General features: G+C 72.3%; 20 protein-coding genes and 3 pseudogenes. 9 read left to right on the forward strand and 14 right to left on the reverse strand.

Annotated elements, in window-relative coordinates; translation table 11 throughout:
• Positions 1-2: 2 nt before the first annotated feature.
• Positions 3-659, reverse strand: coding sequence for a rhomboid-like protein (locus tag JF597_RS27005; RefSeq protein WP_294001082.1), 657 nt, complete (start codon positions 657-659; stop codon positions 3-5).
• Positions 660-693: 34 nt separating this feature from the next.
• Between JF597_RS27005 and JF597_RS27010 the strand changes: the two genes are divergently transcribed.
• Positions 694-1,575, forward strand: coding sequence for an aminoglycoside phosphotransferase family protein (locus JF597_RS27010; RefSeq protein ID WP_294001085.1), 882 nt, complete (start codon positions 694-696; stop codon positions 1,573-1,575).
• 146 nt (positions 1,576-1,721) lie between these two features.
• On the opposite strand, the pseudogene JF597_RS27015 reads toward JF597_RS27010, so the two are convergent.
• Positions 1,722-1,898, reverse strand: a pseudogene (locus JF597_RS27015) (oxidoreductase); the annotation flags it as partial.
• 150 nt (positions 1,899-2,048) lie between these two features.
• On the opposite strand from JF597_RS27015, the gene JF597_RS27020 reads away from it, so the two are divergent.
• The gene (locus JF597_RS27020) at positions 2,049-2,735 is read left to right on the forward strand and encodes a pentapeptide repeat-containing protein (protein ID WP_294001088.1); all 687 of its coding nucleotides are present in this window, start codon (positions 2,049-2,051) and stop codon (positions 2,733-2,735) included.
• A gap of 117 nt (positions 2,736-2,852) precedes the next feature.
• Here JF597_RS27020 and JF597_RS27025 read toward each other — a convergent pair whose 3' ends face one another.
• Together JF597_RS27025 and JF597_RS27030 are read right to left on the reverse strand one after the other, a co-directional pair.
• On the reverse strand, positions 2,853-8,006 hold the full coding sequence (locus JF597_RS27025) for a hypothetical protein (RefSeq protein WP_294001091.1): 5,154 nt from the start codon (positions 8,004-8,006) through the stop codon (positions 2,853-2,855).
• 135 nt (positions 8,007-8,141) lie between these two features.
• Complete coding sequence (locus JF597_RS27030) at positions 8,142-8,642, reverse strand: hypothetical protein (RefSeq protein WP_294001094.1); 501 nt, start codon at positions 8,640-8,642, stop codon at positions 8,142-8,144.
• 72 nt (positions 8,643-8,714) lie between these two features.
• Between JF597_RS27030 and JF597_RS27035 the strand changes: the two are divergent.
• Positions 8,715-10,105 (forward strand): annotated as a pseudogene (locus tag JF597_RS27035) (M1 family metallopeptidase).
• Between the two features lie 13 nt (positions 10,106-10,118).
• Here JF597_RS27035 and JF597_RS27040 read toward each other — a convergent pair.
• The 4 genes and pseudogenes from JF597_RS27040 to JF597_RS27055 form a co-directional block, all read right to left on the reverse strand.
• The gene (locus JF597_RS27040; RefSeq protein WP_294001097.1) at positions 10,119-10,643 is read right to left on the reverse strand and encodes a GNAT family N-acetyltransferase; all 525 of its coding nucleotides are present in this window, start codon (positions 10,641-10,643) and stop codon (positions 10,119-10,121) included.
• A 19-nt stretch (positions 10,644-10,662) separates the two neighbouring features.
• Positions 10,663-11,265, reverse strand: a complete 603-nt coding sequence (locus JF597_RS27045; protein ID WP_294001100.1) for a Uma2 family endonuclease — start codon at positions 11,263-11,265, stop codon at positions 10,663-10,665.
• A 49-nt stretch (positions 11,266-11,314) separates the two neighbouring features.
• Positions 11,315-12,184 (reverse strand): helix-turn-helix domain-containing protein, encoded by an 870-nt coding sequence (locus tag JF597_RS27050; RefSeq protein ID WP_294001103.1) that lies wholly within the window; start codon positions 12,182-12,184, stop codon positions 11,315-11,317.
• Positions 12,185-12,399: 215 nt separating this feature from the next.
• A pseudogene (locus JF597_RS27055) lies at positions 12,400-12,631 on the reverse strand (ATP-binding protein); the annotation flags it as partial.
• Between JF597_RS27055 and JF597_RS27060 the strand changes: the two are divergent.
• A complete protein-coding gene (locus JF597_RS27060) occupies positions 12,543-12,746 on the forward strand; it encodes a DUF397 domain-containing protein (protein WP_294001316.1) in 204 nt (67 codons plus the stop codon). The pseudogene JF597_RS27055 and the gene JF597_RS27060 sit on opposite strands and share 89 nt — an antisense overlap.
• A gap of 71 nt (positions 12,747-12,817) precedes the next feature.
• Here JF597_RS27060 and JF597_RS27065 read toward each other — a convergent pair whose 3' ends face one another.
• Entirely contained in the window at positions 12,818-13,393 is a 576-nt protein-coding gene (locus tag JF597_RS27065; RefSeq protein ID WP_294001156.1) for a TerD family protein, read from the reverse strand.
• 181 nt (positions 13,394-13,574) lie between these two features.
• Here JF597_RS27065 and arfB point away from each other — a divergent pair, with 181 nt between their 5' ends.
• A complete protein-coding gene (gene arfB, locus JF597_RS27070) occupies positions 13,575-14,003 on the forward strand; it encodes an alternative ribosome rescue aminoacyl-tRNA hydrolase ArfB (RefSeq protein ID WP_294001159.1) in 429 nt (142 codons plus the stop codon).
• 9 nt (positions 14,004-14,012) lie between these two features.
• Here arfB and JF597_RS27075 read toward each other — a convergent pair whose 3' ends face one another.
• Positions 14,013-14,477, reverse strand: coding sequence for a GNAT family N-acetyltransferase (locus JF597_RS27075; RefSeq protein WP_294001162.1), 465 nt, complete (start codon positions 14,475-14,477; stop codon positions 14,013-14,015).
• A 65-nt stretch (positions 14,478-14,542) separates the two neighbouring features.
• A complete protein-coding gene (locus JF597_RS27080; RefSeq protein WP_294001164.1) occupies positions 14,543-15,115 on the reverse strand; it encodes a flavin reductase family protein in 573 nt (190 codons plus the stop codon).
• Between the two features lie 326 nt (positions 15,116-15,441).
• Between JF597_RS27080 and cdgB the strand changes: the two genes are divergently transcribed.
• Entirely contained in the window at positions 15,442-16,998 is a 1,557-nt protein-coding gene (gene cdgB, locus JF597_RS27085) for a diguanylate cyclase CdgB (protein ID WP_294001167.1), read from the forward strand.
• A gap of 118 nt (positions 16,999-17,116) precedes the next feature.
• A complete protein-coding gene (locus JF597_RS27090; RefSeq protein WP_294001169.1) occupies positions 17,117-18,067 on the forward strand; it encodes a carbohydrate-binding protein in 951 nt (316 codons plus the stop codon).
• On the opposite strand, the gene JF597_RS27095 is transcribed toward JF597_RS27090, so the two are convergent.
• The 3 genes from JF597_RS27095 to JF597_RS27105 all read right to left on the reverse strand — a co-directional run bounded on the left by JF597_RS27095 (position 18,064) and on the right by JF597_RS27105 (position 21,266).
• The gene (locus JF597_RS27095; protein WP_294001171.1) at positions 18,064-18,993 is read right to left on the reverse strand and encodes a 1-phosphofructokinase family hexose kinase; all 930 of its coding nucleotides are present in this window, start codon (positions 18,991-18,993) and stop codon (positions 18,064-18,066) included. The two genes, JF597_RS27090 and JF597_RS27095, sit on opposite strands and share 4 nt — an antisense overlap.
• Positions 18,994-19,098: 105 nt before the next feature.
• Positions 19,099-20,325, reverse strand: coding sequence for an N-acetylglucosamine-6-phosphate deacetylase (gene nagA, locus JF597_RS27100; RefSeq protein ID WP_294001174.1), 1,227 nt, complete (start codon positions 20,323-20,325; stop codon positions 19,099-19,101).
• The gene (locus tag JF597_RS27105) at positions 20,325-21,266 is read right to left on the reverse strand and encodes an ROK family protein (protein WP_294001177.1); all 942 of its coding nucleotides are present in this window, start codon (positions 21,264-21,266) and stop codon (positions 20,325-20,327) included. The genes nagA and JF597_RS27105 overlap by 1 nt, the downstream gene beginning before the upstream one ends.
• 129 nt (positions 21,267-21,395) lie before the next feature.
• On the opposite strand from JF597_RS27105, the gene JF597_RS27110 reads away from it, so the two are divergent.
• Both JF597_RS27110 and JF597_RS27115 read left to right on the forward strand, forming a co-directional pair.
• The gene (locus JF597_RS27110; protein WP_294001307.1) at positions 21,396-22,664 is read left to right on the forward strand and encodes an extracellular solute-binding protein; all 1,269 of its coding nucleotides are present in this window, start codon (positions 21,396-21,398) and stop codon (positions 22,662-22,664) included.
• Positions 22,665-22,681: 17 nt separating this feature from the next.
• Positions 22,682-22,915 carry a DUF3263 domain-containing protein gene (locus JF597_RS27115; protein WP_294001179.1) on the forward strand — a complete coding sequence of 78 codons (234 nt, stop codon included), beginning with the start codon at positions 22,682-22,684 and terminating at the stop codon, positions 22,913-22,915.
• Positions 22,916-22,939: the final 24 nt, after the last annotated feature.

The following is a 22,939-nucleotide window of genomic DNA, read 5'->3' on the forward strand; positions in this document are numbered from 1 at the left end:
CGCTAACCCTTGAGGGCGGCCAGTGTCTCCTTCGGATTCCATGCTTTTCCGCGCCCTCTGGTCAGCGGCCGGCAGCCGAGACCGATCAGCGCGGCGACGAAGTGTCCCAGGTCGGTGAAGGTGGGCGACTCGGTCAGCGGCAGCCCGTAGACCAGCAGCACGGCCACGATGTACGGATACCGCCACGGCGTCGCGATCCGGTACGCGAGCACCGCGATCACCCCGGCCAGCGCGTAACTCACCCCGATGTCGAGGGTGTTGACCGCAGAGTGCGGGGCGAGGCCGTCGTGGATCCCCTTCAGCAGCGCGCCCTCGCTGATCAGGGTGGCGAGGACGTGCGCGGTCACGCAGACCACCAGCCAGCGCACCGTGCCCAGCCAGCGTTCCGCCGATGCGTGGAAGACGGTGTAGAGGAACGCGTACGGCACCCAGTGCCCGCCCTCGATCCACATCGCGCTGGCGACCAGCACCCGCACCGGGTTGTCCGACAGCTCCCGGATGTTGGTGGACCGCTGCCGCAGGAACTGCTGCTCGAACTGCGGCGACATGTGGTGCAGCGCGACGGCCGTCACGAAGAGAATCGCCAGCCAGATGTACGTACCGGGGGCGCTGCGGACGTACGCCCACACCTTGCCGCCAGGTCCCCGGAAAAATCCCATGAGGCGATTCATGCACGACCGTAACGTCGGGTGTGTGATTGACATTCCGGATGAGCTGATCACCTGGCACGAGCGACAGGGCGGCCCGGCGGGTCACGCCTTCGTCGCCGCGCTGCCCGGCCGGGCGGAGCGGTTCCTGGAGCGGTGGGGGCTGCGGCCGGACGGCCCGTCGATGTACGGCCGCTGCGCGCTGGTCGTGCCCGTGGTGCGGGTCGCCGACGGGGTCCGGGCCGTACTGAAGCTCCAGGACGTCGACGACGAGACCGCCGGGGAGCCGGTCGCTCTGCGGGCCTGGGACGGGGCGGGAGCGGTACGGCTCCTCTCTGCCGACGACGAGACCGGCACCCTGCTGCTCGAACGCCTCGACGCGGGACGGCGGCTCGCCGACCTGCCGGACTCCCGCGAGGCGACCCTGGTCGCCGCCCGCCTGCTGGCCAGGCTGACGGCCGCCGAGGCCCCGGCCGGACTGCGCCGCCTCGGCTCCGTCGCGGAGCGGCTGGGGGAGCGGGCCGTCGCGGTGCTGCCCTGTCACCCCGATCCGGCCGAACGGCGCCTGCTCGCGGACTGCGCGGCCGCGCTGCGAGAGGTGGTGGGCGAACCCGGGGACCGGCTGCTCCACTGGGACCTGCATTTCGAGAACGTGCTGGCCGCGGACCGCGCACCGTGGCTCGCCATCGACCCCAAACCACTCGCCGGCGACCCCGGCTTCGACCTCTTCCCGGCGCTGTGGAACCGCTTCGACGCCGGGGAGGTGCGGTGGCGCTTCGACGCCATGACGGACGTCCTCGGCCTCGACCGGTCCCGGGCGCGCGCCTGGACGCTGGCCCGGGTCCTGCAGAACGCGGTCTGGACGATCGAGAGCGGCGGGCGGCCCGGCGCGGAGCAGCTGGAGATCGCCCGCCGGCTGCTCGGCTGACCGACGGCCGGCGCCACGCGGGAGTTCTCGCAGGCGGCACCGTCCGGCGGTTGCGGCACCTTTGTGGCTGTTCATGCCGGTCACCGCCATCGCCATGACCAGGCTCGCCCCGAAGGCCGGCCACGCCCCCCGCACCGAGACCGCCGCACGGTCGGCAGGGGCGCCGGGCCCTGGTGTCCCTGCCGCAGCGCCGTGTCGAGCAGATGGACACCGGCCGCGGCGACCGAGATCCGCACCTGGCCCGGGCCCGGCACCGGGTCCGTCACCTTCTCGTGGACGAGGTTCTCGGCAGGGCCGAAGGCCTGCAGAACGAGGGCGTGCACAGGGACTCCCCCAGGTGATGGCCGATCCGGAGGTCCGGCTCTTCGACGCGTTCGACTCTTCGGCCTCAAGTTCGCTTGAGGTCAAGGGCGGGCCCGCTTGCGCGTGCGCAGGCCGCGGTGATTGTCAGTGGGGGCCTGCACTATGGGGGCATGGCGAGGACAGGGGCCGGTGTGGCCGGTGGAGGCAGGGTGAAGGGTGCGCGGCGGCCGGAGGTGCGGCTGCCCGAGTTGGAGGTCTGGGGCGGGGGTGAGCTGGAGCCGGACGGGGACTACGACGGGCAGGCGTTCCGGGAGGTGGACTTCGCGGGGCAGGACGGGGCGGGCGCCCGCTTCATGGACTGTGCGCTGACGGACTGCGCCTTCGACGAGACGGGGCTGCGGCACGCGCGCGTGCTGGACACGGTCCTCACGGGGACAAGAGGCGTCGGCACCGATCTGGCCGAGGCGACCCTGCGCGATGTCGAGCTGGTCGACGCCCGGCTGGGCGGCACCCAGTTGCACGGTTCCGTCCTGGAGCGCGTGGTGATCCGCGGCGGCAAGATCGACTACCTCAACCTGCGCACCGCGAAGCTCAGAGACGTGGTCTTCGAGGGCTGCGTCCTGGTGGAACCGGACTTCGGCAACGCGGTGCTGGAGCGGGTGGAGTTCATCGGCTGCACGGTGAAGGCGGCCGACTTCAGGGGGGTGACGATGAAGGACGTCGATCTGCGGGGCGCCGTGGAACTCGGCATCGCGAGCGGCGTGGAGCGCCTGTCCGGGGCCGTGATCAGCATGTCCCAACTGCTGGACCTGGCCCCGGTGCTGGCGGCACAGCTGGGGATCCGGGTGGAGGACTGACCAACCCCAAGGACAGCGCGCCCCATAGGGGCGCTGGGGGTACCCCCAGCCGAAGGCCGGGGGAGGAACTGCGCGACCAGCCCCCACCGGCCGTCAGCCGAGCACCGGCCGAAGCGTTCAGCTCGCCGGAGGCACGGGCGCGGCCTTCTTCCGCAGCCCCAGATGGTCGTCCGGGTCCTGGAGCCGGTCCGGCTGCGCAGCAAGCGCGCGGCGGACCGCCGGTTCCGGCATGCGGATCACCACCGGCCGGGGCAGGGTCAGCTCGCGTACGGCGGTGCCGGTACGGCCGGAGCGGACGCGGTTGGCCACCCGAGCCACCACCCGTACGTCCAGCGTGAACTGCACCAGGACCGAGGCGGCCTTGGGCTTGTGCAGCGGCATCGAGCCGGCCGCGTTCACCGCCGTGTCGGCCGCGCCGCCCGCGCCACCGGCGTTGCCCATCAACTGGTTGAGGCGGAACTCGTCGGCGTTCAGCAGTCCCGCGCCCGCGAGGCCGCGTGCCGACCGGCCGTGGTCGGTGGAGCTCAGGCCGTCCGTCTGGGTGGGCCGGGGCGCGTCCAGGTGGCTCTGCCCCACCGTCTCGAAGGTCATCTTGTCGCCGACGCCCAGGACCCGGCCGTCCCGCAGCCGCGCGTGCAGGGACGCCCGCAGGTCCTGCCCCTCCACCCCGGTGGCGTGCACCGGCGGCAGCTCCGCCCCGGCCGAGGTCAGCGGCGGCAGCGCCGCGATCAGCCACTCGGTGGAGACGGCCTCCTGCAGGGTGTACGCGGCGGCCTGGCCCTTGGAGCGGAAGCGGTCGCCGCCGCCCGCCTCCCGGACCGCGGAGCTGACCAGCTCCCGTACCTGCGGTGCCCCCTGGAAGCCGTTCACCTGCGCCTCCATCGGCAGCCGCACACCGCCGGAGCGCCAGGTGCCGAGCGCGGCCGGCCGGCCGTCCCCGGGGCCGGGTGCCGGGGCCGCCGGCCGGTGGCGGGGCGCGGTCAGCCGGCCGAGGGCGGCGAGGTCCTGGTCAAGGACGCGGTGGGTCACCGCCTGGCGGCCCAGCGAGACCAGCGCCAGCCGGCGGTCGCCGCGGTGCAGTTCGAGGGTCGCCTCGATCGGCACCCGTACCTTCGACGACTTCGCGGTCTTCGCCTCGGCGACCGTCTTCATGCCGAGCTGGCCGCGGCTCGCCGTGCCGGAGCGCCGCGAGCCGCCCGAGCCGGCGCCCAGCCCCGCCGCACCGCCCGTGCTCTTCAGCTGCCCGGCCCCGCCGTCCGGTTTGCCGGAGCCCGCGAAGATCCCCTCCAGGCCGGTCGACACGCCCTCGTCATGGGTGGCGGCCTGCTGGGCGACGGCCGCGGTGATGTACTCCATGTCCCGGCCGTCGTCCGCCGCACCGTCGTAGGAGCCGTCGGCGAGCCGGTTGACCTTGAACACGGCCCAGTACGGGGTCTTGCGGCCGTCGAACAGCTCGACGGTCACCCCGCCGTCCATCGCGCCGGACAGCAGCCCGGCGCTGCCGTCGCGGTCGAGGACACGCAGCAGGCGTTGCACGTTGTCGTTGCGGTCGGCCAGCTGCTGCCGGGGCAGCAGGTCGTCGGCGAGGCTCTGCTGCCCGCTCTCCGCGAGCCGGGTGCGCAGCCGGGCCAGCAGCGGCACGAAGTTCGGCAGGTTCTCGACCATGCCGAAGCCGAGGGGGAGCGCGCGGGCGAAGGACGGACCGGTGGTGCGCTGCGGCGCGGCCGTCGAGGACCCGGCGGTGTCGGCGGCACGCGCCTGCTCCCGGCCCTCGCGTTCGGCACCCGCCCGGGAGCTCTCCGCCGGCCGCTGCCCCGGCTGCCGGGACGACGGCGTCATCGGCGCCGGCTCGGGGTCGAGCCTCAGCTGCCGGCGGATCGCTGCCGGCAGCTGCGCCTCCGTCAGCCACACCGCCGCCTCGGCCGGCAGGGTGCGGGCGCCCGTCGCCACGTAGGGGCCGCCGCCGGTGACCTTGACCTCGGCGACCATGGTGACGAGGAGGTCGCACTGGACCAGGTAGAGCGGCGCCTTCTTCGGGGTGTGGGCGTTGCGCTCGACGGTGCCGGACAGCGCCGCGGCCCGGGCGTCGCCCCGGCTCGTGGTGCGGTTCCCGGACAGGCCCTGGCCCAGGCGCCACTCGGCGTCGTTCTCCGAGCCGGTGGCACCGAACTGCCACGTGCTGGTGGTGCCCTGCCCCTCCTGGCCGGCCGCCTGGTGGCCGCCGAGCACGAAGGTCTCCGTGCCGGGGCCCGCGCCCCGGTGCAGGAACTTCGGGTTGGTCAGCGTGAGCCGGGTGCCGACGGCCCCGTTCAGCGCGGCGAGCCGGCGCGGATAGCGCAGGTTCTTCACCACCCATCCGGAGGACGCGGCCTGCCGCAGCGACGCCGTGATGGCCTGCGGCCCGAACCGCTCCTCGATGGCCAGCCGCGGTGCGAGCCCCTCGGTCTGCAGCGCGGGATCCTCGCGGACGCCCTTGTTGCGGGCGGCGGCCCTGGACAGCAGCTGGAAGGCGAGGTCCCGCACGGCCTGGCCGTCGCCGACCGTCTCGACCAGCTGCCAGTCCCGCAGCGGCTGCCCGACCGACGGCCGGGGCACGAGGCCGGCCAGGTCGCCGATGCCCTCGGCGGCCACGGCGTGCTCGGGGCGCGGTGCCTGGGCCCGGCGCCGGTCGCCCACCGCGTCCTGCCGTCGCTTGCCCTCCTCGTCGAGGGTGAACTCGGTCGGCGTGACCAGCCGTACGTCCTGCTCGTCCAGGTGCAGGCCCGCCATCGGCCTGGCCTCGGGCGCGTCCTGGCCCGGGGCGCCGGGGGTGAGGGCGCGGCCCAGCTTGCGCTGCCGGGAGGTCATGGTGACGTCGACGTCCAGGCGCAGGGCCGCCCCGAAGGTGCTGGCCTTGTCGGAGCCGTTGGTGAGGACGTCCGTGCGGGTGGTGGGGCCGGCCTGGTTGCGGCGGGTGCCGGTGCTGTGTTTCTCGTAGCGGGCCGAGCCGGTCAGGACGCCGGGGACGAGCCTGGCCTGCCCGAGCACCAGACCGCCGATCGAGCGTGAACTGCTGCGTCCGCTCTGGGTGTTGGCGGTGACGCCGGAGTGGCTGCGGACCAGCCAGTTGTCGGTGTCGCCGAGGTAGCCGGTCTCGCGGAGCCGTCCGCGGACGCGGATCTGGACGTCGTGGGAGTGCAGGGTGGTCTTGCGGCGCAGCCGCACCCGGATGCCGGTGGAGGTCAGCTGGTCCTTGTTGACCCGCAGGTTGGTCTCGGACAGGGCGGCCATGAGCTCGCGGTGGTTGCGCCGCTGGAGCGCGGCCTCCTCCTTGCTCGGCGTCGAGGTCACCGCGTCGGTGCCGAAGGGGGGCAGGTATCCGGCCAGCCGGGGATCGGTCGCGAACAGCTCCCGCACGGCCCGCACCATGGGCCCGGTGTCGAGTTGGCTGAGGGTCACGCCGGAGCCCATGGCGCCGAAGGGCAGGTGCCGTTCGGCGTCGGCCTCGTCGCCGTTCTCGTCGGTCCGCTTCGGTTTCTTGACGAACTCCCCGGCCTCGGTGCCGGGCGGCAGCGGCAGCCCGAGCGACTGTGCCTCGTCGGCCCGCAGGCTCATCCACACCCGCATCGAGTGCCGGGCGACCCGGGTCCCGGGGCGCAGGATCATCTCGGCCGAGCGCGGCCCCGTGCCCTCCGCGGTGAACCGGACGGTCGCGAGGTAGAGCACCTTGTCGCCGCGCACCTCCGCGCCCTGGCGGCTGGAGACGGTCTGCTCGGCCACGGTGAACCGCGCCTTGCGGGCTCCCGCGACCGGCATGGCCGTGCCCCGCAGGACGGCGGCGTTGCCGACCGCTCCGACGCCGACGGCCGGGCCCAGGCCGCCGGTGAGGGCGCGTCCCTTGCCCGCGCTCTCGGTGACCGTGTGCTGGGTCTGCTGGTGGGTGCGCAGCTGGGTCCCGCCGGTGCCCCAGGCGGGGGACATGCCGGTGATCTCGGCGTGCAGGCGGTAGCTGCCGGTGCTGCTGCCGTCCTTGGAGGCGAGGTCCTCGCCGGTGACGCCGTCGCGCAGCAGCCGGGGCATGTCCTCCAGGACGGTTGCGGTGGAGGTGGCCTCGTAGAGGCGGGAGCGGCCGGGGGCGCCGGGGGCGGTGAGCGAGGGGTGCAGGACGGAGGCGACCGTGTCGAAGAGCCCGCCGCCGCCCTGGTGCGGGGCGGCGGTGTCGGTGACGGCGACCGGGGCCATGGAGTCGGCGAGCGAGACGCGCCGGGCGGTGTCCGCGTCGACGGCCTGCGGGGCGGTGGGGGTCTGGGTGCCGGCCGGGACCAGGTGTTCGGTGGGCACGCGCTGGGTGAGGGCGCCCGAGCCGTGGAAGGTCTGCGCGTGCTCGGTGCCCTGCTTCCTGATCCGTACGCCGTACCGCACCTTGCGGGGTGCCTCGACCGAGCCCTTCTCGCTGCGCAGCACCCGGGGTTCGGCCAGGTTGCGCTGGCTGCGGGACTCCCGGGAGGACTGCCAGGGCTGCGCGTTCACCAGGCCGGCGCCGCCCAGCCAGAGCCCCGGTACGACGGGCGCGAGCCCGAAGGCCATGCCGCCGGCGCCCTTGCCGGAGCTGCCGCTCGCGGTGGTCGCGACGGTGGTGGCGGTGTTGTGCTGGACGTCGACCTTGGTGTCCTTGCCCTCGATGTCGTCCACCGCGGCGAGCGCTGCCCCGTCCGGGTCGGGCACGGTGTTCGCGAGCAGGTCCCCGGGGTGGAAGACGGGCGGCCGGTCGTCGGGGGCGCGCGAGACGGTGACCGTGACGTCGTACCACTCCTTGCCGGTCCTGCCCTTGACGGCGAAGGCGCGGCCCTGCCCGTAGAACGACTCGGGGCGTCCGGCGAGCTCGGCGCCGATCTCGGCGACGGTGCCGTCGCCGTGGCCGACGACGGCGGCCACCGCGTTCCGCACGAACTCGTGCCCGGTCAGGCCGTACGCCGTGGACAGCCCGGCGGCCTGGAAGTCCATCAGGTACGGGGGCAGCACGAGGCCGGGTTCGGTGCGTTCCTCCTCGACGGTGGCCACGGGCGCCACCGGCCTGCTGCGTACCGGCCGGGGCCGCGCGGGGCCCTTGCCCTTCGCGTCCTGCAGCGCCAGTGTGGCGGCCGCGTTCCCCGCCTGTCCCTGGAGGGCGAGCATCGCGTGTTCCCTGGGCCCGACGGGCACGGTGGAGCCGGCCGGGCCCGCGGTGCCGGGTGCCCGCGAGGCCCGGGGAGCGTCTTTTCCGCTGTCGCCTGCCTGTTGCTGCGTCCGCACGGAGTCAACGTAGGCGCGGCCGGGACGGCCGGAACGTCTTCCGCGGACTCCCGCCCCACTTGTCACTTCCGGCACGACAGGTGGTCAACTTCCATACATCCGACGGTCGTTCAACCGCCGGTGCGGGCCGGGAAGCTACGACACCCTCGGGAAGCGGGCCTGGAGCGTCCAGATCGCCGGATTGTCCGCCAGGTCCTCGTGCATGTCGGTGAGGTCGGCGAGCAGGTCGTGGAGGAAGTCCCGCGCCTCCCGGCGCAGTTCGGTGTGGGAGAAGGTGAGGGGCGGCTCCTCGGCCGGCATCCAGTCCGCCTCGATGTCCACCCAGCCGAAGCGGCGCTCGAAGAGCATGCGGTCGGTGGACTCGGTGAAGTCCAGTTCCGCGTGCTGGGGCCGCGCGGCCCGGGAGCCCGCCGGGTCCCGGTCCAGCAGTTCCACGATGTCGCACAGCGCCCAGGCGAAGTCCAGCACCGGCACCCATCCCCAGGCTGTGGACAGTTCCCGGTCCGCCTTGGTGTCCGCGAGGTACACGTCCCCGCAGAACAGGTCGTGGCGCAGCGCGTGGACGTCCACCCGCCGGTAGTCCGTCTGGGGCGGGTCCGGGAAGCGGTTGGAGAGGGCATATCCGATGTCGAGCACGTGCCGATGGTGTCACGGCGTCCTACGATCACGAGCGTGCCCCGATCGACCGCGAGCGTTCCCCGATCGGCCATGAGTGTTCCCCCGTACCGGCTGGTCCTCCCGTCAGCCCTGCTCTGCCTCGCATTGGCCGCGTGCGACGGCGGCGTCCACGGCACCCCGGGCGGCGCGGGCGTCCGCGACCCGTACTTCCCGAGGGCGGGCAACGGCGGCTACGACGTCGGCCACTACGGCCTGACCCTCGCCTACGACCCCGGCACCCGCCGGCTCACCGGTACGGCCGTCATCACCGCCCGCGCCACCCAGGACCTGACCGCCTTCGACCTCGACCTGAAGGGCCTGGACGTCGACGACGTCACCGTCGAGGGCAGGCGGGCCCGCTGGAACCGGGCCGGCCAGGAGCTGACCGTGCGCCCGCACGACGACCTGGCCGAGGGCGAGACCTTCACCGCCACCGTGCGCTACTCGGGCCGCCCGGAGACGCTCACCGACCCCGACGGCTCCGAGGAGGGCTGGCTGCCCACCGCCGACGGCGCGCTGGCCCTCGGCGAGCCCGTCGGCTCGATGGCCTGGTTCCCCGGCGACGACCACCCCTCCGACAAGGCCTCGTACGACATCACGATCACCGTCCCCGAGGGCCTCCAGGCCGTCTCCAACGGGGAGCTGAAGAGCGAGACGACGAAGAACGGCCGTACGACCTTCGCCTGGCACACCGCCGAGCCGATGGCCGGCTACCTCGCCACGGTCGCCGTGGGCCACTACACGATCACCCGCACCACCCTCCCCGACGGCCTGCCGGTGTACACGGCCGTCGACCCCACCCAGGCGAAGGCGAGCCGCCCGGTCCTGGCGGAGCTGCCCGAGATCGTCGAGTGGGAGGCGTACAACTTCGGCCCGTACCCCTTCTCCTCCACCGGAGCCGTCGTCGACCGACCGGACGACGCCGGCTACGCCCTGGAGACCCAGAACCGCCCCGTCTTCCCCGGCGCCCCCGACACCGCCACCCTCGTCCACGAACTCGCCCACCAGTGGTACGGCGACTCCGTCACCCCGCGGACGTGGCGGGACATGTGGCTCAACGAGGGCTTCGCGACCTACGCCGAGTGGCTGTGGGCCGAGGACCACGGCGGCCGTATACCGCCCAGCAGACCTTCGACAGGCTCTACGCGGGCTCCGCCGACAGCGACCTGTGGGCGTTCCCGCCCGCCGAGCCGTCGGGCGCCGCGCACATCTCCGGCCGGCCGGTCTACGACCGCGGCGCGATGGTCCTCCAGAAGATCCGCCAGAAGGTCGGCGACGACACCTTCTACGACATCGTCCAGGGCTGGGCGGCCGCCCACCGGCACGGCAACGCGGACACGGCGCAGTTCACGGCGTATGTGGAGAAGACGGCGCCCGGGAAGGACTTCACCGAGATCTGGAAGGACTGGCTGTACGGCGAGGGGAAGCCGTCCCGCCCCTAGGGCGCAATCCGCCCTAGGCGCCCGTGCCCAGCTCCTTGCGCAGCACGGCACAGGGGCGGCCGTGCCGGCGGTCCGGACGGCGGCCGGTCACCTCGTACCCGAGGGCGGTCCAGAAGGCGAGGCCCTTCGGGTTGTTCTCCGGTACGGCGAGGCGCACGGCGTCCCGTCCGGCCGCCCGGAACCGCTGTTCGACGTCCTCCGTGATCCGCCGTCCGTACCCCGCCCCCTGCGCCTGCGCGTCCACCATCAGCAGCCCGATCCACGGATCCGGGTCGGCCGGGTCGGGGTGCCGGGACAGCGTGACGACCACCCCGACCAGCCGTCCCTCGGCCCGCGCGACCAGCACCTCCACGTCCGGGTTCGCCAGCTCGCCGGCCAGCTCGGCGGCCACCTGCTCCGGCCGGATGTCCTCCGGGTCCGGGAAGTCACCGCTGAGGGCGTGGAACTCCCGGTTGGCGTCGTACAGGGCGGTGAGCTCGGTGAGGACCGGCGCTGGGATGTCGTGGTCGGGGGTGAGGGGGACGGGGGCGAGGATCATGCGGGCAACCTGTCCGGCCCTACTGGCCCGGAGGCGGGTAGCGGGGCAGGCCGTCCGTCGCGATGGTCCAGTCGGCGATCGTCACGTCCTCGCCGTAGACGAAGTCCTTGCGGGTCGCGTAGCGCGGGCCGTCGGGGGTGGGGTGGATGTCGGTGAGGACGGCACCGGTGCCGGTGCGGGGGTCGAAGACCGCGTAGACGGGGATGCCGATCAAGGGGTAGTCGCGCATCTTGGAGACCCAGTCGTTGTCCGGGTTGGAGCGCGAGACGATTTCCACGGCGGCGACGAGCGAGCGGGGATCGAAAGAGCCGTCTCCCTCCATCTCCGCCTCGCTGATCACCATGACATCGGGGCGGCGCATGACCCCTTCGGGTTCGTCCTCTACGTCGGGCTCGCCTGTGTGAGCCACGAGGGCCTCGGGCATCACCTTCTCCAGCCGCTGCCGGACACGCAGCACGGTGAGCTCGTGCGGCTTGGAGGGCGACATCATGTCGAGGACGATCCCTTCCTTGGTGATCTCGAACTTGCCGGGAAGGGTGTCGTCCGTGGAGTGCACGAAATCCCGCATGGTCCGGTAAAGGTGGGAGGCGCCATGCCGCGCGTTGTCCGGTGCGATGGTCATGGCGCTCGCTCCTCGTCTGTGCCCAGGGGCAAGGATCGTCGCTTTCATGCTAGGTCTCCTCCGGGAGATCGGTTCGGCAGTCGCGGCAGAGTCCGGGCGCGGGGGCGCGGAAGGGGCGGTCGCAGCCGTCGCAGGTCTGGAACGGGTGTCTCGGCTCCGGGGCCGGTCCGGCAGGGGGCCGGAACGGGGGTGGCGGCGGAAGCTGCGCCGCCAGGCGGTGGGCCAGGAAGGCGGCCGGACGGATCAGGGGCTCGTCGGGCAGGTTCTCGGTCAGGGCGTGGCGTACGGCTGTGGGGGTGATGTCACGCTCCAGCCAGGCGGCGACGCCCGGGACGAGGTGTTCGGCGTCGGTGGCGGAGAGGAGGAGGCGTGGGTCGCGGCGGCGGAGGCCGGCGAGGAGGTCGAGGGCTGTGCCGAGGAGCGCGGGGGAGGTGTTCGAGGGCCGCGGTACGGCGGGAAGGCGCTTGCGGGGAGGTGGCTTGTCCGTGGTGGTCGCGGTACGCCGGGCCGGCCTGTCGGGGGGCTCGGTCCCGGCGCTCCGGTGCCCCGGTTTGTTGCAGGAGACCGTGCGGGTGATGATTCGCCCGTCGGGGATCCGCTCCCGCTCACGCCGCAGATAGCCCTCGGCCTCCAGTTCCCGCAGGGCCGCGCCGATACGGTCCCTGCCCTCCGGGAAGCGGGCCGCCAGGCTCTTGATGTCGACCCGGGCCCCCTTGGGGAGCGACTGGATGTGCACTCCGAGCCCGATCGCGAGCGCCGAGAGGCTGGGGTGCTGGGCGAGGTGGTTGCCGATCACCACGAAGTGGGACGTGTGGCGGGCGTTGTCGTGCATCAGCCCGCCGGACCCCCGGTTCGGGTGCTTCCTGGCGGCAACGCGGGACTCGGCGCACGAGGGCGCGCTAGGGTTTTCCGTATCCATCGGGAAGGCTCTGGCTTCCTAGGTGGTCAGGCCCTCGCACTGGGATTGCCGTCCCGGCGAGGGCCGAAGTTTTTCTGCGGTTGGTGCGCTGAGCGTAGGGCACGCAACCCGCCCCAAAGCCAGCCGAGTTGGGCATATTCACTCGCGGGAGTGACTCTGCGCGATGGGCGGGAGGGGGTGGGGATTGGTCGGGTTCTTTCTCCCCGATTCGTTCTTCAGGGGTGATGTCCCTCGGGGCCGTAGCCCGCGTTCCCGGGCCACGGCGACACCCGCATCTCGGCCCACACCGTCTTGCGCGGCGAGGGCCCCGGTGCCACCCCCACTTGCCGGCGAGCGCCTCCACCAGGACCAGGCCCGGGTGCCCCCGACGACGTGCAACAGGAGCTCGAAGTCGCGTCCCGACACCCGCCCGTGCGTCGCCGCGTTCGCCGTCGGCTCGGCCACGATCAAGAGCAGCTACAGCTGCGTAGAAGTCGCCCTGGCCGGAACCGCACCCGGCCCCCAGCTCGCCCTCGCCCCCTCCGCCTGGGCGGCCTTCGTGCCGTACGCGTCCGGGCGCTGAGCAGGCGCGCCGGAGCCCCCGGCCGCAACCCACGGCCAGGGGCTCCCGCACAGCGCAGCGTTCGGCGTCTGTCAGACGTTGACGCCGAAGTCCTGGGCGATGCCGACCAGGCCTGAGGCGTAACCCTGGCCGACCGCGCGGAACTTCCACTCGGCGCCGTTGCGGTACAGCTCGCCGAAGACCATCGCCGTCTCCGTCGCGGCGTCCTCGGAGAGGTCGTAGCGGGCGATCTCGGCGCCGCCGGCCTGGTTGACGATGCGGATGTAGGCGTTGCGGACCTGGCCGAAGTTCTGCGAGCGGGTCTCCGCGTCGTAGATCGAGACCGGGAAGACGATCTTGTCGATGTCGGCGGGCAGGGCGGCGAGGTTGACGTTGATCGCCTCGTCGTCGCCGGCGCCTTCGCCCGTGCGGTTGTCGCCGGTGTGGACGATCGTGTTGTCCGGGGTCTGCTTGTTGTTGAAGAAGACGAAGTGGGCGTCGGAGTAGACCTTGCCCTGCCCGTTGACCGCGATGGCCGAGGCGTCCAGGTCGAAGTCGGTGCCGGTGGTGGTGCGGACGTCCCAGCCGAGACCCACGGTGACGGCCGTCAGGCCCGGAGCCTCCTTGGTGAGCGAGACGTTGCCACCCTTGGAGAGGCTTACAGCCATGGTCGGGGGTCCTTTCCCTCGTTTGCGTACGGCCGTGCGGCGTACGGGCTTGAAGCTACAGCTACCGGTATGAACGCCACGAGGGGTACCGAAGGTTCCAGCTCCCTTTACTTTCTTTACCGAACGGGTGATGAACGATATTCGCGTGACGTGTGCCGGTCAGAGGCGCGACCATGGGGACATGTCCGGTCCTTACGTCATCCGCGGCTCCGTCTCACTCCCCGAGGCCGAGCTCAACTGGCGGTTCTCGCGCTCGTCCGGGCCGGGCGGCCAGCACGTCAACACCAGTGACTCGCAGGTGGAGCTGCGCTTCGACCTCGCCAACACCGAGGCGCTGCCGCCGGTGTGGAAGGAACGGGCGCTGGAGCGGCTGGCGGGGCGGCTCGTCGACGGGGCGATCGTCGTACGCGCCTCCGAGCACCGCTCGCAGTGGCGCAACCGCGAGACCGCAGCCGTCCGCCTCGCCGCGCTCCTCGCGGAGGCCACCGCGCCGCCGCCCAAGCCGCGCAGGCCGACCCGCATCCCGCGCGGGATCAACGAGCGCCGGCTGCGGGAGAAGAAGCAGCGCTCGGACACCAAGCGGGGGCGGACCGGCCGCGACTGGTCCTAGCGGCGCGGGCTAGAGGGGCAGCACCCCCACCGGCTGGTCGCCGCTGACCTCGTCGGTCTTACGGAAACCCAGCCGCAGGTAGAACGCCTCAGGGCCGCCGGGGCCCGGATGCCAGGTGACGTACATCTCCTTGACGCCCCGGCGGCGGATCTCCGCGGCCACCGACTCCACCGCGAACCGGCCGTAGCCCCTGCCCTGCTCCGCCGCGTCGATGTTGAGGCGCCACAGGCCGGAGCGGAAGAGGGTGCCGTCGGCGCGCCAGTCGATGTCGAGGAAGGCCATCAGGAAGCCGACCGTGCGGTCTCCGTCGACGATCAGGCGCGGCCAGGCGACCCCCGCCGGATGGACGTACGCCTCGGCGAGGGACGCGGCGACCGGCTCGACGTTGTGTTCCTGGTCGGGCCGGACGCGAATGCGGAGTGCCGCCGCCAAATTCGCGGTGGTCACTTCTTCGAGGCGGAGCGGAGAAGACATCCGCGCACTCTAGAAGAGCCGTTCGGCAACTGCCCACGCAATTCACGGAAACGGACCGCGCGGTTTCATCCCAGCTGGCGGTAGCGGCCCCGGAAATACATCAGCGGTCCGCCTTCCGCGCTCGGCAGTTCGGCGGTGAGGACGCGGCCGATGACGAGGGTGTGGTCGCCGGCCGCGACGCGCTGTTCGGTGCGGCACTCCAGCGTGGCGAGGGCGCCGCCGACCAGCGGGGCGCCGCTGGCCCGGCCGCGGACGTACGGGATGTCCTCGAAGAGCAGGCGGTCGCTGATGCGGCCCTTCATCGCGAACCGGCCGGCGATGTGCCGCTGGCTCTCGGTGAGCACGGAGACCGCCCACCGCGGCTGTTCGTCGAGGAGGTCGTCCATCCGGGAGCCCTCACGCAGGCTGACCAGCACCAATGGCGGGTCCAGGGACACCGACAGGAACGCGGTGGCGGTCATGCCGACGTCCTCGCCGACGGGCGCCAGCGGGTCGTCCGGGTCGAGTGACGGCTCCTGCGCGGTCACCAGGACCACGCCGGCGGCCAGCCGGGACAGGGCGGCCTTGAACGCTTCGTTGCTCACCCCCACAGCATGCCCGGTGGCTTCTGCGGCGGCGGGGGAGGGAGTCTTCAGCACGCCGGAAACGCTAGTGTCGGACCCGGCGCGGCCGCATCGGCCATCGGCCCGAGCCGGGTCCTAGGACCAAGGGCGGGGTGTGGCGGGATTAAAGGCCGTAACGTGCGTCATGTGCGCACCGCCACAAAGGCTGCGTTCAGTAAACACACAGGGAAAACGCAGAAACTCCACGCAATTGTTCACGTTCTCCTGTGACTTGAGTCACAAGGGGCCTTAATTGTTGACCCTGTGTACCGAGTGGGCAGCGCGCTGTGATTCAGTGGCTGGGAAAAGTAGCTCCGAAGCAGACCCTTGATTCGCTGCGAGGTCTCGGGGGGAGGGCGAGCATGGAGACCGAGTCGGAACCCTACGTCCGTCTTGCGTCCCTGCGACAGCTGCACCAGGTCATGGCCGACATGAACACGGCCCGCAGCCTGGCGGACACACTGCAGACCGTCGCCGACATCACCGGCCGCGTCGGCTCCCGCGAGTCCTGGGAGCGGCGGCTGAACATGGGCGAGAACTGGGGCGACCTCGTCTTCATACCGCACACCGAGGGCTGGGTCCTCGACGACGACGACGTCCCGCAGTGGTACACCGACGGTCCCGCGCCGCGCTTCGAGGACGAGTGGCACCCCTCCGACCGGCTCTTCGCCCCGATGTACACGCCCGGCATATCGGGCAGCTCCTGCGGCGAACTACTCGGCGTGATCTCCGTCGACCGCCCGCGCAACGGCCGGCACCCGGGCGCCTGGGGCCGTGAGGCCCTCCAGATGTACGCCTTCCAGGCCGCGATCGCGATCAGCAACGCCCGGCTGCGCGCCAACATGCAGCGCGCCCTGGTCCGCCTGGAGCGCGAGCAGCAGGCGCTGCGGGCCAGCGAGGAGAGCTTCCGGCAGGCCTTCGAGTACGCCCCCTCCGGCATGGCGATAGCCGAGATGGGCGGCGACCAGCACGGCCGAATACTGCGCTCCAACGACGCCCTGTGCCGCCTCCTGGGACGCCCCGCCTCCGCGATGCGCCGCTACTCCTTCTCCGACCTGGTCCACCCCGAGGACATCGGCACCCTGCTCCGCACCTCCGCGGAGGGCGGCCGCGCCGAACTCCGCCTCGGCCGCCGTGACGGCACCTACGTCTGGGTCTCGCTCCGGAACTCCGTCGTCGCCGACGCCGCCGACGGTCCCCGCTTCCTCCTCACCCACGTCGAGGACATAGAGGAACGCAAGCGCCGCGAGCTCCAGCTCGCCCACCGCGCCTCCCACGACTCGCTCACCGGCCTCCCGAACTCGGCGGAGCTGCGCTCCCGCCTCTCCTCCCGGCTCTGCCGGCGCGCCGGCCACGCCGGGGAGCTGGAGTCGCTGGACGCGGCCTACGGCCACCCCGCCTACGACGTCAACGGGCACGGCTTCGACTTCGCCGGCACGGCGGGCGGATCACCGTCGTACGACGGCGGCTACGACCACCACGTGCACACCGTCGCCCCCGAGGGGGGCCGCGACGACGGTGCCAAGGGGCTCGCGGTGCTCTTCTGCGACCTCGACGGCTTCAAGTCGATCAACGACCGGTTCGGTCACAACGCGGGCGACGCCGTCCTCATCGAGGTGGCCCGCAGGCTCACCCGGGGCGTCCGGGACGGGGATACCGTGGCCCGGCTCGGCGGCGACGAGTTCGTGATCCTCGCCGACGGCCTCGGCAACGCCGACGCCCAGGACCTGGCCGTACGCCTGCGCAACGAGATCATCCAGCCGATCCGCGCCGAGGGCCGGGCCGTGCGGGTGGGCGCCAGCTTCGGCATCGGGTGGGCGCACTGCGGCATGACGGCGGACGAAGTCCTGAAATCGGCGGACGAGCGGATGTACGTAGAGAAACGATCTCGTCCCAAAGCACATCGCCGCGCCGGTTGATCCGCAGGTCATCGTGCTGATGCGATCCGAGTCACCCGTTTGGCTCAGCCGGACCGGGTACGCTCGACTCTCAATACCTGTACCGCATCCGCCCGCACCTGTTGAGGAGTACCAAGGGATGACGCCCGGCGACAACGGCGCGAGCACGCCCGAGGACGACGACCCGTTCGGCTACCTCTATGCCGATGGTCAGGCCAGAGGGGCCCAGCCGCCGTCCGGCTCCGGTGGCTACGGCTACCCGCATCAGGTCAGCAGAGTGCGCTCGGTGGGCGAGCGTACGTACGGCGGCCAGCAGCAGGCGCCGCAGCCGCAGTACGGCGGTCAGACCATCCCGCAGCAGCCGGGCGGCTACGGCCAGCAGCCGAACGCGGCGTACCAGGCCCCGGAGACCTTCCCCGGCGGCGCCCCGACCACCCGCACACCGGTGCCGCCCGCGGGCCGCGGCCGCGGCCCCAACACCAAGGGCCTCCTCATCGGCGCCGTCGCGGTCGTCGCCGCCGTCGTCATCGGCATCAGCATCGCGATGATGAACGGCAACGGCGACGACAACAAGGCGAGCGGCGGAGCCTCCACCACCCCGGCCCAGTCGGCGAGCGCGTCGCCGTCGCCGTCGAGCACGAGCTCCGCTGATTCCACGGGCGACATCACGCCGATCGACGCGAAGGCCCTCCGCCTGGACGGTGGCGCGACCCTGGCCTCGGACGTGAAGGGTGCGAAGGCCGAGGGCGGCATCTATGTAACGAACCTCAACCAGACCGGCGCCGGCGTCACCTGGACGGTCAACGGCATTCCGGCGGACGGCCTGTACACCGTCTTCGCGCACTACAGCGCGGTACAGGACGAGGCCATGACGCTCACGATCAACGGCAAGGCGTTCGGTAGCAAGTTCCCGCTGAACAACTACACGGGCCAGAGCGACCCGGCCAACGCCTGGACGACCAGCTACACGTACCCCACCCTCACCAAGGGCACCAACACGATCTCCCTGTCCTGCCAGAGTGGGGACAAGTGCGACATCCTGCTGGACCAGCTGTGGGTGCAGCAGGGCAAGCACACGAACAAGGGCTAAGCAGCCGTCGCCCCACCGGTCACCGTGACCTGCCCCAGCAGCTTCTCGTAGGCCGCGCGGTCGAACTCGCCCGCCGCCGGGGCCCGTACCGTCGCCGCCGACAGGGCCACCGCGCGGGTCAGGCGGTCGGGCCAGGGGAGTTGTTCGATGAGGCCCGACAGCAGGCCGGCAACCGCTGAGTCACCGGCGCCGGTCGGGTTGCCGTGTTCGCGGGTGGGTGGGGTGGCGCGCCAGCGGCCCTCCGGAGTGAGGGCCAGCAGGCCCTGGGCGCCCAGGGAGGCGACCACCGCGCGGGCGCCGCGCCGGCGGGCGTCCTGGGTGGCGCGGGCCGGGTCGTGGGAGCCGGTGAGCTCGGCCAGTTCGTCGGCGTTCGGCTTGACCAGGTCGGGGCGGGCGGCGACCCCGCGTCGCAGCGGCTCCCCGCTGGTGTCGAGGAGAACGGGGACGGAGGCTGCCCGCGCGGTCTTTATCAGCCCCGCGTACGCCCCCACCGGGACACCAGGCGGGAGGCTGCCGCACAGCGCCACCGCCGAGGCACCGGTGAGCAGTTCCTCGTAGTGGTCGAGGAAGGCGCCCCACTCGGCGGGCGCTATCTGCGGGCCGGGTTCGTTCAACTGGGTCGTGTCGCCCGTCACTTCGTCCACGACGGCGATGGTGCGGCGGGTCGGGCCGGTGACCGGGAGCAGTGCGTCCCGCACGCCCGGGGTGTCCGCGAGCCGTTCCCGTACCGCCCGGCCCGTGGCCCCGCCCGCGAAGCCGGTCACCGTCGTCTCGTGACCGAGCGCGGCGAGCACCCGGGCCACGTTCACCCCCTTGCCGCCCGGCCGTTCGGTCACGGCGGAGACGCGGTGCGAGGCGTGCGGGCGCAGGGTGCCGACCCGATAGGTGATGTCCAGAGCGGTGTTCAGCGTGACAGTGAGGATCACCGGGCGACCTCCCTCGCACATGCCCGTGCCGTCGGTTTGGGGGCACGATCATGTCAAAGAGACGGCGACCGGCCTAGGTCGCCGTCTCCCAAGAGATGGTCGTGGTCACGGCAGTTCGGGTGCCACCACCCACTCGCCCTTGCGCATCACGCCCTTCAGCGTGAAGTCCGCGTCCAGGACGAGCAGGTCGGCGTCCTTGCCGGGCTCCAGGGAGCCGACGCGGTCGTAGAGGCCCAGCAGCCGCGCCGGGTTGGCGGACAGGGCGGCGACGGCGTGCTCGACGGGGAGCCTGTCGACGGTGACCGCCCGCCGCAGCGCGCGGTCCAGCGTCAGCGTGGAACCGGCGATGGCACCGCCGTCCACGAGCCGGGCCACCCCGTCGGTGACCTCGACCTCCAGGGGGCCGAGGAGGAAGCGGCCGTCACCGCCGCCGGCCGCGTCCATCGCGTCCGTGATGAACGCGACCCGGTCCGGACCCGCGTGGTGGAAGGCGAGCTGCAGGGCGGCGGGGTGCAGGTGCGTGCCGTCGTTGATCAGCTCGACCGTCACCCGCCCGTCCTCGAGGAGCGCGGCGATCGGGCCGGGCGCGCGGTGGCCGATCTGCGGCATCGCGTTGTACAGGTGGGTGGCGACCGTGGCGCCCGCGTCGATCGCCTCCACCGTCTGCTCGTACGTCGCGTCCGTGTGGCCGACGGCGGCGATCACGCCGTGCTCCGCGAGCAGCCGTACCGACTCGATGCCGCCGGGGAGTTCGGTGGCGAGCGTGACCATCTTCGCGTGCCCGCGCGCCGCGTCGAGCAGCTTGCGGACCTCCGCCGGGTCCGGGTCCCGCAGCAGCGCCTCGGAGTGGGCGCCCTTGCGGCACGGGGAGATGAAGGGGCCTTCGAAGTGGATGCCGGCGACGTCGCCCTGCTCGGCGAGCTCGGAGAGGAGACCGGCCTGGCGGGCGAGGACGTCCATGTCGTCGGTGACGGTGGAGGCGACGAGGGTGGTGGTGCCGTGCAGGCGGTGTGTGTGGACGCCGGTGAGGATCTGCTCCGCGGTGCCGGAGCTGAAGGAGGCTCCGCCGCCGCCGTGGTTGTGGATGTCGACGAAGCCGGGGAGGAGCCAGTGGCCGGTGAGGTCGATGAGGGGGGCGTTCTCGGAGGGGCTGGCGGTGATCCGGGTGCCCTCGACCGAGAGTCGGGCATCTTCCACGACTCCGGTGGGGAGGACTGTTCGGGCACCGGAGAGGACCAGTCCGTCAGACCCCGGCTGCGGGAGCGGTGTGGCTGGTCGCGCAGTTCCCCGCGCCCCTGAAGGGGCGCTGTTGTGCGGCTCTTTCGCAGCCATCAAGGGGTTACCTCCGCAGTAGTCGTCGTCTTCAACAAGTCCTGGGCGAGCAGGCCCGCGCCCAGACACCCGGCCGTGTCTCCCAGTTCGGCCGGGACGATCGCAGGGAGCTTCTGGAAGGTCACCCGGCGCTCCACCGCCTCCCGCAGGGGCTCGAACAGCACGTCCCCCGCCTCCGCCAGGCCGCCGCCGATGATGAGGACACGTGGGTCCAGCAGGGTGAGGGCCGTGACCAGGCCGTCGGCCAGGGCGGCCACCGCCTCGCCCCAGACCCGGACGGCGTTCGGGTCGCCGGACGTGACGACCTTCGCGCAGTCCGCCGCGTCCGCGTCCGGGTCGCCGGCCGCCTTCGCCCACGCCTCGCTCACCGCGGCCGCCGACGCGTACCGCTCCAGACAGCCGCGCTGCCCGCACGGACAGGGGGCGCCCTGCGGCCGTACGACGACATGGCCGATCTCGCCCGCGAAGCCGTGCGCGCCCGGCTCCACCCGGCCGTCCAGGCCGAAGCCGCCGGCGATCCCGGTGCCGAGGGCCACGAAGAAGAAGCGGTCCGCGCCCCGGCCCGCGCCGAGCCTGCCCTCGGCCAGGGCGCCGGTGCGGACGTCGTGGCCGAGGGCGACCGGGATGCCGAGGCGGTCGGCGAGGAGGGCGCGCAGCGGGACGTCGCGCCAGCCGAGGTTGGCCGCGTAGACCGCGACGCCGGCCTGCTCGTCCACGATTCCGGGGACCGCGAGGCCGGCCGCGGACGCCGGCTCGCCGAGGTGTTGCTCGCCGTACGCGCGCAGCTCGGCGGCGAAGTCGAGGATGGCGGTGACGACGGCGTCGGGGCCGCGGTCCCGGCCGGTCGCCCGGCGGTCCCGGTGGAGCAGCTCGCCGTCCGGGCCGACCAGCGCGGCCTTCATTCCGGTGCCGCCCACGTCCAGGGCGATGACATGTCTCACGGGAACAGTGTGGCCCGTCTACCCGCAAGAGGTCTAGTCCACTTGCGTGGTGTAGACCTTATGGGTCCACATATTGAACGGCGAGACAGTTAGACAGGGGCAGTAGACGTGCGGCGGCGTAGGGCAGGAATGATCGCGGTGGTGTCCGCAACGGGCATGACGGCGGTTCTCGGTGGGTGTGGGACGACGGGATCCTCGGACGTCACCCTCAGACTCGTCGCCGCCGACTACGGGGACTCCGCCGCCAACAGCTCCCAGAAGTACTGGGACAAGCTGGCCGCGGCGTACGAGGCGCAGCACTCCGACGTGAAGGTCGACGTCACCGTCTACTCGTGGAACGACGTCGACCGCAAGGTCAAGGACATGGTCGCCGCCGGCAAGGCCCCCGACCTGGCCCAGATCGGCGCGTACGCCGACTACGCGGCCGCCGGCAAGCTGTACGAGGCCGGTGACCTGCTCTCCATCCCGGTCCAGGCCGACTTCCCCTCCCAGCTCGCCGAGGCGGGCCAGTGGAACCACGCGCAGTACGGCATACCCTTCGCCGCCTCCACGCGCGTCCTCTTCTACAACAAGACCCTCTTCTCCCAGGCCGGCATCACCACCCCGCCCACCACCTGGGACGAGCTCGAAGCCGACGCGAAGGCGCTCAAGGCGGCCGGCGTGAAGTACCCGTACGCGCTGCCGCTCGGCCCCGAGGAGGCACAGGCCGAGACCATGCAGTGGCTGCTCAGCGGCGGCAGCGGCTACACCGACGACACCGGCACGTACACGATCGACTCCTCGCAGAACATCGACACCCTCACCTGGCTCAAGGACGACCTGGTCGGCAAGGGCCTGACCGGCCCGGTGGCCCCGGGCAAGCTGAACCGCGCGGCCGCGTTCGCCGCCTTCGCCGACGGCCAGGTCGGCATGCTCAACGGCCACCCCACGCTGATCAAGCAGGCCGAGAAGAAGGGCGTGAAGTTCGGCGCGGTCCCGATGCCGGCCCGCGCCGGCCAGAGCACCCGCACGGCGTCCATGGGCGTCACCGACTGGATGGCGGCGTTCCGGCAGAACGGCCACGCCAAGCAGGTCGGCGACTTCCTGAACTACGTCTACAGCGAGAAGAACGTCCTCGCCTTCTCCCGTGAGTACGGCCTGCTGCCCGTCACCACCTCCGCCTCCCAGACGATGACCGACTCCACGCGGACCGAGGACAGGCAGCTGCGGCCCTTCCTGGAGCAGCTGCCCACCTCGGAGCTCTACCCCGCGGGCAAGACCTCCTGGGCCGCGATCAGCGCCGACATCAAGAAGCAGATCGGTACGGCGGTGAGCCCGACCGGTGATCCGACCGGCGTCCTCACCCGGATCCAGGCCGAGGCGGCGACGGCCGACAGCCGTACGAGCGGGACCGGCTGAGCGTTACCGTTCTCGGCATGGACCGGCAAGAACTGGGCGAGCGCGAGCAGGCCGTCCTCGCCCTCGAACGCCGGGGCTTTCCCAGCCCCGGCGCGAAGGAACGCGCGATACGCGAGGAACTGGGCCTGGCGCCGGTGCGCTATTACCAGCTGCTGAACGCGCTGCTGGACGACGAGCGGGCTCTGGCCCATGATCCGGTGACGGTGAACCGGCTGCGGCGCGTGCGGGAGGCGCGCCGCTCGGAACGCTGAGCCGGGGGATCTGCGCCCCCGCCG

The sequence above is a fragment of the Streptomyces sp. genome, from assembly GCF_019510245.1.
Taxonomy (GTDB): domain Bacteria; phylum Actinomycetota; class Actinomycetes; order Streptomycetales; family Streptomycetaceae; genus Streptomyces.

Excerpts from the sequence above, each read along its gene's own strand:
- JF597_RS27005 (WP_294001082.1), bottom strand. The coding sequence starts at position 659 with ATGGGATTTTTCCGGGGACCTGGCGGCAAGGTGTGGGCGTACGTCCGC.
- JF597_RS27020 (WP_294001088.1), top strand. The coding sequence starts at position 2,049 with ATGGCGAGGACAGGGGCCGGTGTGGCCGGTGGAGGCAGGGTGAAGGGT.
- JF597_RS27040 (WP_294001097.1), bottom strand. The coding sequence starts at position 10,643 with ATGATCCTCGCCCCCGTCCCCCTCACCCCCGACCACGACATCCCAGCG.
- JF597_RS27045 (WP_294001100.1), bottom strand. The coding sequence starts at position 11,265 with ATGACCATCGCACCGGACAACGCGCGGCATGGCGCCTCCCACCTTTAC.
- JF597_RS27050 (WP_294001103.1), bottom strand. The coding sequence starts at position 12,184 with ATGGATACGGAAAACCCTAGCGCGCCCTCGTGCGCCGAGTCCCGCGTT.
- JF597_RS27065 (WP_294001156.1), bottom strand. The coding sequence starts at position 13,393 with ATGGCTGTAAGCCTCTCCAAGGGTGGCAACGTCTCGCTCACCAAGGAG.
- arfB (WP_294001159.1), top strand. The coding sequence starts at position 13,575 with ATGTCCGGTCCTTACGTCATCCGCGGCTCCGTCTCACTCCCCGAGGCC.
- JF597_RS27075 (WP_294001162.1), bottom strand. The coding sequence starts at position 14,477 with ATGTCTTCTCCGCTCCGCCTCGAAGAAGTGACCACCGCGAATTTGGCG.
- cdgB (WP_294001167.1), top strand. The coding sequence starts at position 15,442 with ATGGAGACCGAGTCGGAACCCTACGTCCGTCTTGCGTCCCTGCGACAG.
- JF597_RS27090 (WP_294001169.1), top strand. The coding sequence starts at position 17,117 with ATGACGCCCGGCGACAACGGCGCGAGCACGCCCGAGGACGACGACCCG.
- nagA (WP_294001174.1), bottom strand. The coding sequence starts at position 20,325 with ATGGCTGCGAAAGAGCCGCACAACAGCGCCCCTTCAGGGGCGCGGGGA.
- JF597_RS27110 (WP_294001307.1), top strand. The coding sequence starts at position 21,396 with ATGATCGCGGTGGTGTCCGCAACGGGCATGACGGCGGTTCTCGGTGGG.
- JF597_RS27115 (WP_294001179.1), top strand. The coding sequence starts at position 22,682 with ATGGACCGGCAAGAACTGGGCGAGCGCGAGCAGGCCGTCCTCGCCCTC.